At 26.4% G+C, this 12,677-nt stretch carries 12 protein-coding genes and 5 tRNA genes; all 17 read left to right on the forward strand.

The genetic code is table 4. The features are described from left to right. Nucleotides 1-228: 228 nt before the first annotated feature. The 17 genes from T383_RS0103475 (at nt 229) to T383_RS0103555 (ending at nt 12,425) form a co-directional block, all read left to right on the forward strand. Complete coding sequence (locus T383_RS0103475) at nt 229-2,373, forward strand: RelA/SpoT family protein (RefSeq protein WP_033160275.1); 2,145 nt, start codon at nt 229-231, stop codon at nt 2,371-2,373. A gap of 209 nt (nt 2,374-2,582) precedes the next feature. Further along, nucleotides 2,583-3,062, forward strand: coding sequence for a transcription elongation factor GreA (greA, locus tag T383_RS0103480; protein WP_033160276.1), 480 nt, complete (start codon nt 2,583-2,585; stop codon nt 3,060-3,062). A 35-nt stretch (nt 3,063-3,097) separates the two neighbouring features. Then, nucleotides 3,098-3,183, forward strand: a tRNA-Tyr gene (locus T383_RS0103485). 1 nt (nt 3,184) lies between these two features. Further along, a tRNA-Gln gene (locus tag T383_RS0103490) sits at nt 3,185-3,259 on the forward strand. A 56-nt stretch (nt 3,260-3,315) separates the two neighbouring features. Then, nucleotides 3,316-3,390, forward strand: a tRNA-Lys gene (locus T383_RS0103495). Between the two features lie 4 nt (nt 3,391-3,394). Next, nucleotides 3,395-3,480 (forward strand) — tRNA-Leu (locus T383_RS0103500). 5 nt (nt 3,481-3,485) lie between these two features. Next, nucleotides 3,486-3,559 (forward strand) — tRNA-Gly (locus T383_RS0103505). A 291-nt stretch (nt 3,560-3,850) separates the two neighbouring features. Beyond that, nucleotides 3,851-4,471 carry a 30S ribosomal protein S4 gene (gene rpsD / locus T383_RS0103510; protein ID WP_033160277.1) on the forward strand — a complete coding sequence of 207 codons (621 nt, stop codon included), beginning with the start codon at nt 3,851-3,853 and terminating at the stop codon, nt 4,469-4,471. A 40-nt stretch (nt 4,472-4,511) separates the two neighbouring features. Continuing rightward, complete coding sequence (gene topA / locus T383_RS0103515; RefSeq protein WP_033160278.1) at nt 4,512-6,629, forward strand: type I DNA topoisomerase; 2,118 nt, start codon at nt 4,512-4,514, stop codon at nt 6,627-6,629. 37 nt (nt 6,630-6,666) lie between these two features. Then, complete coding sequence (gene trxA / locus T383_RS0103520; protein ID WP_033160279.1) at nt 6,667-6,972, forward strand: thioredoxin; 306 nt, start codon at nt 6,667-6,669, stop codon at nt 6,970-6,972. Between the two features lie 33 nt (nt 6,973-7,005). Continuing rightward, nucleotides 7,006-7,869, forward strand: a complete 864-nt coding sequence (locus T383_RS0103525) for an HAD-IIB family hydrolase (protein ID WP_033160280.1) — start codon at nt 7,006-7,008, stop codon at nt 7,867-7,869. Between the two features lie 115 nt (nt 7,870-7,984). Next, entirely contained in the window at nt 7,985-8,146 is a 162-nt protein-coding gene (gene rpmG / locus T383_RS0103530; protein ID WP_033160281.1) for a 50S ribosomal protein L33, read from the forward strand. Between the two features lie 6 nt (nt 8,147-8,152). Then, nucleotides 8,153-9,229 carry an aminopeptidase P family protein gene (locus tag T383_RS0103535; protein WP_052664066.1) on the forward strand — a complete coding sequence of 359 codons (1,077 nt, stop codon included), beginning with the start codon at nt 8,153-8,155 and terminating at the stop codon, nt 9,227-9,229. A gap of 31 nt (nt 9,230-9,260) precedes the next feature. Continuing rightward, complete coding sequence (locus tag T383_RS0103540) at nt 9,261-9,986, forward strand: hypothetical protein (protein ID WP_033160282.1); 726 nt, start codon at nt 9,261-9,263, stop codon at nt 9,984-9,986. Between the two features lie 77 nt (nt 9,987-10,063). After that, nucleotides 10,064-11,035, forward strand: a complete 972-nt coding sequence (gene hprK / locus T383_RS0103545) for an HPr(Ser) kinase/phosphatase (RefSeq protein WP_084269115.1) — start codon at nt 10,064-10,066, stop codon at nt 11,033-11,035. Between the two features lie 2 nt (nt 11,036-11,037). After that, complete coding sequence (gene lgt, locus T383_RS0103550) at nt 11,038-12,231, forward strand: prolipoprotein diacylglyceryl transferase (protein ID WP_052664067.1); 1,194 nt, start codon at nt 11,038-11,040, stop codon at nt 12,229-12,231. A gap of 2 nt (nt 12,232-12,233) precedes the next feature. Next, on the forward strand, nt 12,234-12,425 hold the full coding sequence (locus T383_RS0103555) for a hypothetical protein (protein WP_033160283.1): 192 nt from the start codon (nt 12,234-12,236) through the stop codon (nt 12,423-12,425). Nucleotides 12,426-12,677 lie beyond the last annotated feature (252 nt).

Genomic DNA, 12,677 nt, shown 5'->3' on the forward strand with positions numbered 1-12,677 from the left:
CAACAACAAATGATGCCTCAACAAAACCCATATGGCAACCCAATGATGCAACAACGTCCACAACAACAAATGATGATGCCTCAACAAAGAAACCCTTATGGAAATTATTAATTAATTTTCTTTATTATCTTTTTTATAGCAATACTTGAATTAAAAAATCAAAGTATTGCTATACTTTATATATTAGCCTTTAAACTACTTTTATAAATATGAAATGATGTTTTTAAAATGCAAAATTATAAAGAACGTGAAAATTTTTTTATTAATTTAGTTAAAAAAAAATTTAATTCTACAGAAATTAATTTAATTGAGAAATCTTTAAAATTTGCTTTTGATAAACATAATGGGCAAAAAAGAAAAAGTGGTGAGCCATTTATAATTCATCCTTTAGAAACAGCAATTAAACTAGTTGAATGAGAAATGGACTGGGTCACAATTTCTGCTGGTTTATTACATGATATTTTAGAAGATACTGAAGTAAGTGAAGAAGAATTGACTAATTTATTTGGCGAAGAAATTTGCATGTTAGTTCAAATGGTAACTAAAATTTCTTTAATTTCAAAAAAAAATCGTGAACAGAATCAATTAAAAAATTTACGTCCAAATTATCAAATCCAAGTATTTTTGTCTATTTCAAAAGATGTTAGAGCAATTATTATTAAATTAGCTGATCGTTTTCATAATTTAAACACAATTGGTTTTTTAGATCATGAACGTCAAAAAATGATTGCACAAGAAACATTTGATATATACGCAAATATTGCCGGTCGTCTTGGCATGTATAATGTTAAAACACAACTATTAGATAAAGCTTTTAATATTATTAATTATGAGGCTTATTCTAATACAGTTTCTATTATTAATGAATATCGCTTATTAAATGAAAATAAATGAGATAAAATTAAAAATAAGATTTATCATTTACTTGATGATGAAAACATTAAATATACAAGTGAAAACCGAATTAAAGGTATTTGGTCTACATATAACAAACTTAATTCTATTTCAAGAATAAATAATATTCATGATGTTTTTGCTTTAAGAATTATTTTAGATAATGAACTAGATATTTATCATGTTTTGGGTTTAATTCATTTAAATTTTAAATATATTCCAAAATTTTTTAAAGATTATGTATCTGCTCCTAAAAATAATTTATATCAATCTGTTCATACAACAATTATTGATGAAAACACATTAGTAGAAATTCAAATTCGTACGAAATGAATGGATGCAAATAGTCGCTTAGGATTAGCAAGTCATTGAAGATATAAAGAAAAATACCAAACAGTTTTAGTTAGTGAAGCATCAAAAATTTTTCAATTAGATTTATTTCTTGAATCAACTAAAAAAGATGCCCAGTTAATTAAGGAATTAACTAAAATACCTATTATTGATGTAATTGTTACTAATAATCAACAAACATATAGTATTCCTGCTAGTTCAACTGTTTTGGATTTAGCATACCAAGTTGATTCAGAAATGTTCAAATATATTGATAACATTTTTCGATTTGGTGAAAAAGTACCATGAGGAATTAATTTAGAAAATGGTGATGTGATTGAAATTACATATAATGAAAATCCAAAAATTCAAGAACAATGAACTAGATATGTAAGTAATCCAACGATTAGAAAATACATTAATGAAGCAGTCAGTAATATGGAAATTACTGAATACAATTCGGCTCAAAGTTTTTTAGAGCAAATGTCAAAAACTTTAAAAGAGAAAAAAATTAGCAATACTGAAATTTTAAAGCGATTAAAAATTTTAGGATTATCCACAATGAGAGAATATCTAGATTATATAAATGTTTTACATTTATCTTTAGATGATCAAATTAATTTTTTTTCCAAATCTAATGTATGAAAATCTGTTTTAAAAGAAATTCGTCGCCATAGTAATCAATGAATATTTAGTCAATCTTTTTTTGAAGTTGTTGAGGGTTTAAAAATTGACACCATTCAAATTCCTCGATGTTGTTCAAAATTACCATACATGCAAGTTGTTGGAATTAAAGACCATAGTAAATTATATGTTCATAATCCTTCTTGCACAAAAATAAACAAAACTTTGCATGTGAATAAGATTATTCCACTTAGATGAAATAAAAAGAAAATTGATTCTACCTCAAGAAAATTTAGGGCCCATGTAGAAATTAGAGGTTCTTGAAGCGAATCTGTAGTAAATACAATTATTCTAAATATTATTAAAAACCAAGGTAGTGTAAATGAAATTTCTTTAACTAAAAATAAAGAAACTAAAGAGTTTATGGCTAATGTTATTTTGTATGTTTCAAGTATTGATCATTTAAACCGAATTATGAGCGAGTTAACTTTAAGAAAAATTAATTTTACTTGAAAAATGATTTAAGTATATTTCTACTATATTTTAATTTTAGTATTTCAAGTACTTAATATCTAGATTTATACTTCTTTGTTGATTTAAATTTTTGAAAAATCTTTATTACACTTGTGTTGAAAAATTACAACATTATAAAATAAAGATTAATGATTCAAAATATGCATTTTATATTATAATACTTTACGCAAATTAATATTTTATGGAATGATAATTATTGCATGGCTGACAAGTATTTATTAACAGAACAAGGTCGCAAAAAATTAGAAGAAGAATTGCGTTATTTAGTTGATGTTCGTCGTCCTGAAGTTATTAAGTTAATTCAAGAAGCACGAGATCAAGGTGACTTGTCTGAAAATGCTGATTATGATGCTGCTAAAAGTTCTCAAGGTGAGATTGAAAGTCGAATTAAAGAAATTCAAGATATTTTAAGTAATATTGAGATTATTAGTGAGACAAAATCATCAGAAAAGCTTGTTGTTAAAATTGGTACTATTGTACAAATTTTGGACCATCAAGATAAAGAAAAATATGAATATGAAATTGTTGGTGCAATTGAATCTGATCCTTCAAAAAAGAAAATTTCAAATGAATCTCCTTTAGCCAAAGCAATTATGGGTAAAAAAGAAGGTGATGTTTGTGAAATTCGGGGAATTGAGTTTCCATACAATGTAACAATTAAAAAAATCAAAAATAGTTAATTGTTTTTAAGTTAGTTTGCTTTTAAAAAAATAATGGACAGGTAGCGAAGTGGCTAAACGCTTCTGACTGTAAATCAGACACCATCCGGTTTCGGCGGTTCGAATCCGTCCCTGTCCACCATTGGGATGTAGCCAAGCGGTAAGGCAATAGACTTTGACTCTATCATGCGATGGTTCGATCCCATCCATCCCAGCCATTATTAATTCAAAAAAAGAAGCAATTTAATCATTAATTAGTATTTTGCTTCTAGATGATCCGCTAGCTCAGTGGTAGAGCATTTGACTTTTAATCAAAGGGTCCCGAGTTCGAGCCTCGGGCGGATCACCATTGTGCCCGAGTGACGGAATGGTAGACGTACAGGACTTAAAATCCTGGGATAGAAATATCGTGCCGGTTCAAGTCCGGCTTCGGGCACCATAGTTGCGGGTATAGTTCAATGGTAGAACCACAGCCTTCCAAGCTGTTGATGTCGGTTCGATCCCGATTACCCGCTCCATTATAAAAAGTCTTTAAAATAAAAGAATTAATATAAATCAGTCTGTTCCTTTATGTGGAGTGGACTGATTTTATTTAATCTATTTAATGCAAAAAATAAAATAATTAAAAAATTAATCTTAAATTTAATATAATTCAATTAGCACAATCAGCAGACTGGTATTATAAATTTCCAAAATTTGACCTTTGTTTTGATAGTAAGAAAGCTGACAAATCTGAAATCATTAACAAATTTTGTATTTATAAGAATTGGTTAAACTTGTGCTTTTATTTACACAAGGATAGTTTATATATGTCAAGATATACAGGTAGTATTTATAGACGTTCTCGTCGTTTAAATTTTTCTTTGCTTGAAAGTGGTAAAGAATTTTCTAAAGGTAAGAAACGTAATTCAATTCCTGGGCAACATGGTAGCAATAAAATTCGTCCTAAGTTATCAGGTTATGCTGAACAATTGCAAGAAAAGCAAAGAATGCAATATTTATATGGTTTAAATGATCGTCAATTTCGTCGTTTATTTGCAGTGGCAAAAAAAATGGATGGAATTTTAACGATGAATTTATTTCGGGTTTTAGAATCTCGTTTAGATAATATTGTTTATCGAATGGGTTTTGCCCCAACTAGACGTGGCGCTCGTCAATTAGTGAATCATGGTCATGTTAAAGTTAATAATAAAACTGTAAATATTCCATCATTTATTTTAAGTGTTGGTGATGTTGTTGAACTTAAATCAAGTGCACAAAATTTGCCAATGGTAAAACAAGCTGTTGAGTGAAAAAAATGAAGTCCTTTTACTGAGGTTAATCAAAAAATTTTTCAAGGAACATATATTCGTTTTCCTGAACGAAATGAATTGCCTTTGGAAATTAATGAAACCTATGTTGTTGAATGATACAAGCGACTTGTAAAATAGTTTATAATCTACTACATATTCAAACTTAAGCAGATTTTAAATGAAAAATAAGTTGTTAGTTATTGAATCTCCAAATAAAATCAAGACATTACAAAAATATTTGCCGTCTGATTTTGAAATCGTTGCAACAATAGGTCACATTCGTGATTTATCAAAATTTGGTTATGGATTTGATCAAGATACAATGGAACCAAAGTGAATTGTTCCTAAACCCTCTAAAAAGGGTGAGAAATCTAAAAAAGACATAATTAATGACATTAAGAATAAAGCAGATAAAGTTACTGATATTTATCTTGCTAGTGACCCTGACCGTGAGGGCGAGGCAATTTCTTGACATGTTTATGAAATCTTAGATAAAAAAAATCAAAAAAAATGCAAACGAATTGTGTTTAATGAGATTTCTAAGGAAGCAGTTTTAAATGCAATTGATAATCCTCGAGCAATTGATAAGAGGTGAGTTGAATCACAATTTGCTAGACGAATTTTAGATCGTATGATTGGTTTTCGGTTATCAAATCTAGTTCAAAATAAGTTAAATGCAGAATCAGCAGGAAGAGTTCAATCAGTTGCATTAAAATTTATTGAAGACCGTGAAAAAGAAATTGAGGCTTTTAAATCAACAAAGTGATGAACTGTTGATGTTTTATTAAAAAATAAAACACCACTTATTTTGCGTAAAATTTCAGATGAACTAACTAAGAAATTAAATTTTAAGGAAGCAAAAGAAGTTTCAGGGATAGATTTTGATTCTGAAAAGGATGCAATAACTTTTAAAAATTCTTTGCATGAAGAATATGAGGTTTATTCAATTGATGAGCCAAAATATTATACTCGCTCTCCCAAAGAACCATATAAAACTTCTACGATGCATCAAGATGGAATTAATAAGCTAGGTTGAACAGCTAAAAAAATTACCATGATTGCTCAACATTTATATGAAGGTATTGATGTTGATAAAGAGCATATTGCTTTAATTTCATATCCTCGTACAGATAGTACACGAATTGCAGATGCTTTTAAAATTGCAACTCAAAAATTTATTGTTAATAATTATGGCAATGATTATTTATTAAAAGAAAATAGTGGCAACAATAAAAAGAAAGCTAAAATACCATCTATAAAAATTCAAGATGCTCATGAAGCAATTAGACCTATTGATATAAATATTACCCCAGAATCCATTAAAAATAAAGTTAAAGATGAAGAATATGCATTGTATAAATTGATTTGAATTAGAACAGTAGCAGCTTTTATGGCTCCTGCTGAATATAAACGTATTGATGTTCGATTCATAAATAATAATCATAAATTTTATGCTTCAAGTCGATCTGTAAAATTTGATGGATATACAAAAATATACACTCATTATGACACTCAAGATAGCATTCGTACTTTGCCTTTAAATGAATTTGAAATTGGTAAAAAATTTAAAGCTGCTGAAGTTCAAATTAATGAACATAATTCTTTGCCTCCGCCAAGGTTTACACAAGCTTCTTTAATTGCAATACTTGAAAAATCAGGAATTGGCCGCCCATCCACTTATAATACGATGGCAAATGTTGCTTTGAACCGAGGTTATGCTAATTTAGAATCAAGAAGTTATGTTCCAACAGAACTTGGTAGAAAAGTTATTACTGAATTAGAATCATATTTTGCTAACATTATCAATAAAGAATTTACCAAGGGAATGGAAGAACGATTAGATGACATTGCTAACGGTAAAGAAGAATATCGCAAATATTTGATTAAATTTTGGAAAGTATTTAAAAAGGAAGTTGATATGGCATTTGATAAAATAAAAAAAGTTGAACAAGAAGTTGAATATGTTGGCACTGATTGTCCACAATGTAATTCAAAATTAGTTTATCGTTATAGTTTTAAAAAAGGTGGTCGAAGAAATAAATTTATTGGATGTTCTAATTATCCTGAATGCAAATATGCTGAACCGATCAATAAACCTAAAATTTTGGATGATCTATGTCCTGAATGTGGTAAGCAATTAGTTGAACGTTTTTCTCAAGTTAGAAATAAGTGGTTTGTTGGTTGTATTGGTTATCCTTCATGTAAATATATTCAAAAATCTGACACTAATGATGACAAAGAACAATCAACTAAAAAAGTGAAAAAAACTAAAAAAGATAATGAAGATTTAAAATAAAATTAATAATTTAAACATTATTTATAAAGGAAAATTTATGACCCAAATAGTTACATCAGAAGAAGCATTTTTAAATTTAATTAAATCAAATAAAAAAGTCCTTATAGATTTTTACGCTGATTGATGTGGTCCTTGTCAAATGATGGCCCCTTTTTTTGAAGAAATTTCTAATGAAAACCATGAAGTAGTTTTTGCTAAAGTTAATGTTGATCATTTAGAAAATTTATCCAAGAGGTTTCAAATTACTTCAATTCCAACTTTAATCTTTTTTGTTGATGGTAATGAGATTGGTCGAAAAATGGGTTTTCAAAACAAAGAATTAATTGCTGATTTTATAAAATAGTTTAATTTTTTGTTGTGACATAATTTTATTAGTATGGAAAAAACAAAAAAAAAATTTAGATTTCTTGCTTTAGATTTAGATGGTACTTTATTAAATTTTAATAAAAAAATATCTAAACAAACATTGTTAGCGCTAGATACATATGCTAAATTAAATCCAGATTCAATTAATGCAATTATTACTGGTCGCTATTACAGTTCTGCTAAAAATTATGCTCAACATATTAATAACAATACTAATTTTTTTAAAATTCATTATATAGGTTCTGGAAATGGTTCATTTATTTTTAAAGTAAATAAAAATATTTATAAATTACTATCCAAACATTTAATACCACATAATCAAGCCTATAAAATTTATAAGTTAACAAAAAAATATAAGATTCTTTTTTGAGGTTGCCCTGATAGTTTATACAAGGGAGCACCTATTGTATTAAGTTGAAATTATATGGCTTTTGCAATTCATTTGGTAAGACCATTAGATACACACATTATTCGCTGATTTTTACATGATGATTTTTCCAAAATAAATGTTATTTCTAGATCAATTAAAAAACTTGATGCCTTTGCTCTTGAATTACAAAATTTATATCCGAATACATTTCAAATGTCCCGTACATCAAAAAAAATGATTGAAATAACTGCATTTGAAGTTAATAAAGGTCAAGTTGTAAAAAGTATTTGTGATTTAGAAAAAATTTCTTTAGATGAAAGAATTGCTATTGGTGATTCAAATAATGATAAAAGTATGTTTAGTAATGTAGGAATTAAGCTTTCACCAGTAAATGCAAAAAAATCTCTTAAAAAAGAAGCTACATATGTCGGAACTAAGCATCATAATAAACGTATTTCATGTTTATTTTATGATTATTTGTTGAAAAAAAATTATGATAACTAATCCAAAATATGAATAATGATATTTATTAAAATTTGTTAAAATATTATTAACTTATTATTTAAAAGTACAACAATTACTTTGTTTATAACAAATATTAATTAGGAGTTTTGATTAAATGGCTGTAAAACGCGGCACACGCTTAAGTTGTTCAACTTGTAATGAAATTAATTATTTAACCCATAAAAATGCAAAAAAAAATCCTGATAAATTAGAACTTAATAAATATTGTTCTAGATGTCGAACAAAAGTTTTGCACAAAGAAATTAAAAAGAAATAGTTTAAAATGACAACTATAAATAAAAATTTTAGTTTTAAACATAATCTTGTTAAAGAAGTTTTAAAAGAAAATAAAGCTGATACTTTATTGTTAGTCTCTGATCAAAATCGTTTGTGATTTACTGAATTTGCAGCTACTTTTGGTTTTTTATTTATTACTAAAAACCAAGCAATTTTAACAACTGATGCTCGATATTTTGAGGCTGCTCAAAAATGTGTAAAAAACATAGAAGTTGTTTTATATGAAGGTGTAAAAACATTAGAAACAATTGCTAAAAAAATAAATGTAAATTGTTTGGCAATTGAGGGTGAGTATCTTACATATAATTATGACTTTTTAATTAAAAAAATATCAACTCAAAAACCTAAAATTATTAATTCTCAATTGTTACGAGTAATTAAAACTATTGATGAATTAAAAATTATGCAAAAAGTTGTGGACATTACTGCTAAAGTTGGTAATAATTTGCCCAAATGAATTAAGCCAAATATGACTGAAATTGATTTAGCTAAAAAAATTTCTATTGAATTGATTAATGCAGGTGGTGAAAAAAATTCTTTTCCTCCAATTGTTGCTTCTGGTTCAAATGGTTCTAGTCCTCACCATCATCCAACTAATCGTAAGATGCAATTGGGTGATTTTGTCACTTGTGACTTTGGTACAACCTATAAAGGTTATTGTTCAGATATCACAAGAACTTGGGTGGTTGGTAATAAACCAAAAGAACAAAAGTTAATTAATGCTTATCGAGTTGTTGATGCAGCAAATCGAAAAGGAATAAACACATGTAAAGCAGGAATGAAAGGATCAGAATTAGATAAAGTTTGTCGTGATTATATCGAAAAAACAGAATTTAAAAATTATTTTCTTCATTCAACTGGTCATGGTGTTGGGATTGATGTTCATGAGTTACCTAATGTTTCAAAATTATATGATAAAGAACTTTATGAAAATAGTATTGTAACAGTTGAGCCAGGCATTTATATTCCTAAAGTTGGCGGCATTAGGATTGAAGATATGGTTTTAGTTAAAAATAAGAAATCAATTTGAATGTCTGAAAAAATTAAAAGAATGAAAATTTAATTTTTTTCAAACAAATAGGATTTTATTATGTATGTCTAGTTGAACTAAAAATTTAGAAGATAAATTTCTAGAAATGCGAATGCAAGAATATAACAAACATGAAACCAAATCAAGTAGTAATAAATTTATTTCTCATAAAGTTAAATCAATTACACTAATTGTAGGCATCATTTTTATTATTTTACTTTCGATAGAAATGATCTTAATTTTAATTGGTATGTTATCAAAAGGTAATCTTAATTTAAAGAACACATTTTTGCCTGCTGATTCTGGTGCTATTAATTTATTATGAAATTATCAAATCAAAAATCAACTAATATCATTGGGGGAAATTAGTTATAGTTTAACTAGTCTAACAATTTCAATTATTTTTATTGGTAGTGCTGCAATAGTTTCACTTTTATCTTTTGCTTATTCACTTTGAAAAGATGATTATTATTCAATGTTGAGTTCATCCAAACTTAAAAAACAATTTTTAGCTACATTGATTGCAACTGTAATTTCTTTTTTATTGTTTTTAGTTTTATCTTTTGTTGGCATTTCACCAACAAATGCACCGACTAATACAACTGATTTACTTCAAAAAATTAATGCTAACAAATTTAATTTAAGTTTTGTTTTAGATGATGAATTTAACCTTGTTCCTAGTGGATATGGAATGTTTATTTCTATAATTCAAGTATTAATGTTTGTTTTATCGATTCCTTGGTTAATAGGTTTTACATGCAATATAAATTTTTCTATTTTTAAAAAATAAATTTATGATTTGAAATAATTTTAATGACGCTTATAATTAAGTAATTTAAATTAAATTATAACTTGAGTTTTCTTACAATGATTAAAGTCTTAGAAGTTGTTAAACATTTTGAGGTTAATTTAAAACCAATTGATGGATTGAGCAATTTAGATAATGAAATTACAAAACCTGGATTAAATCGTTTAGGTTTTGAACTTTGTGGTTTTTTTGTTGATAAAAAAATTAAAAATATTGTTGTTTTTGGTAATCGCGAATACACTTATTTAATAAATCTTAATCAAAAAGAAAGAGATTCTAGAATTCATGAAATATTTAAATTGCAACCACCTATGATTTTGTTAACAAAATCTTTTAAGGAAGTAGATTTTCTAAAAAAAATAAATAAATTTTATCAAATCCCTATTATTAAAAGTGATATGTTCTCAAATGATATTGCTTCTTCTATTGGTGCATTGGTTTCTGAAAGTTTAGCAAAATATGAAACCATGCATGCAGTATTACTAGAAGTTTATGGAGAAGGAGTTCTTTTAATTGGTGAATCAGGAATAGGAAAGTCAGAAATAGCAATGGAAATGATTAAAAAAAATCATTTATTTATAGCTGATGATGCAGTTGATATTGCTAGAATTGGAGGAGTTCTTTTAGGTAAATCTAATAAAATTGCTAAAAACTTTATTGAAATAAGAGGTTTAGGCATCTTAAATATATCTAAAATGTTTGGTGTCGAAAAAATTAAACCTTCAACAATAATATCTGTTGTAATTGAATTAAAAGCTATTAATTTTCAAAATTATGATTTTGATCGTTTAGGCAATGATCAACAAAATCAAATTATTTGTGGGTTAAAATTACCTAAATACACTATTCCCATATCTCCAGGAAGAAAAATTAGTGATTTAATTGAAAGTGTTGTAATTGATTTAAAATTAAAACGTGAAGGGTATAATGCTACTAACGATTTTTTAAAACAACATCATCAAATAATGAAAATAGAAACAAAAAATCAAACATTAAAAAACAAATCAATTTTTAAAAAAGGTAAAAAATAATAATGCAACAAGAAATAATATGACATCAAAGTGGTCATCCTGATAACCCTGCTTTTAGTATTGGTGATTTTAATGTTCAATGGTATGGGATTTTTTTTGCATTAGGAATTTTTTTTGCCATTTGTTTTATCATTATTAAATTTAATTTTTTTCACAAAATAAACGATACTCCTTTTTATATCTTTATTTTTATTGCTGTTCCAACAATGATTTTAGGTGCTAGATCATGATCATTTATTATTGGCGATTCCAAAATAGGTGTAACACCTTTTTTTGATTTTGCTAATGGTTTTGCAGGATTAGCTATACAAGGAGCAGTTTTGGCTTCAACAATTGTTGGTCTTATTTGATTTGGATGTATTCTAAGATCTCCAAAATACTTTGTTAATACAAGTAATAGCATTATAAAAAATAATGTTTTTACAACTGAAATTGTCTCAAGGCAAGTTAGTATGTGGACAATTGCGGATACATTGTTTCCTGCCATTTTAATTGGGCAAGCAATTGGTAGATGGGGTAATTTTTTTAATCATGAAGTATATGGAAGTATTGTTCAAGAAGCATTTTTATCACCTAACAATGTTTATTTAGCTGATACATCAGGATTAGCTTTTAGTCAATGAGGGTTTTTAAAAATTTTAATGCCTGATGTTTGAAATAACATGTGAATTAAAACGGGTAACATTGTTGCTTTTAGGGTTCCAATATTTTTAATTGAATCATTTATGAATGTAATTATGTTTTGCTTTTTATTCTATGGCACAGAATATATTAAAGGATATCGAGCTGGATCCAATGTTTTTAGTTATTTTTTAGGAACAGGAATTGTTCGGTTAATTATTGAAATTTTTAGAGATCAACAATTTAAATTTGAATTATCAATTATTCTTTCATCATTATTTATTGTAGTTGGCATAATTGGTATTATATGTAGTTATTGTTTATTTCCAAAGTTACGTAAATACAGATGTATTTATTATTTATTTAGTAAGAGCTGAATGCATACTATATCTAGCTTTATATTTGTATCAAATAAGCTTAAGCATTTTTTTCAAAAAAAATATCAAGTATTAACTTATAAAAATGTTTTTAGAGATATTGATAAAAAGAAAAGGCATGTTAGTTATGTTAGAGACTTTTGATGTCAATACTATTATAATGACAATGTTGAAGAAAAACCATATGAGGTAAATTAATCATGGAAAATGAAAAAATAAATGAAATTGAGCAAAAAGTAATTGATTTGGCTAATAAGCAAAATAATAAACCAACTAATAAATTAATAGTTCATTTAAAAAAATTTATTTTTTTATATTTAAATTTATTAATGTTTTCCATTTTAATTATTGTTGTAGGCATTTGCATTGCTGCTGGTCTGCAACTGATTTAATTTGATATAAAAAAGACTTTTTAATTTTGTGTAAAAAAGCACTAAAATCTTAATAAGGTAAATATATAAATTTGCAAAAGTTTAAAATTAATAATTTTTTATTAAATGTTATGTTTGAACATATCAAAATATAGGTGCAAAAATATTTATTTATAAACAAAAATTTAAGTAATCAAGAGATAAATTATTTATAAAGTTGTTTTTCTTAATTTATAAAAATTATAAATAATATATATTTGTGTTATACTAAAA

The organism is Mycoplasmoides alvi ATCC 29626 (assembly GCF_000701785.1).
Classification (GTDB): Bacteria; Bacillota_I; Bacilli_A; order Mycoplasmatales; family Mycoplasmoidaceae; genus Mycoplasmoides; species Mycoplasmoides alvi.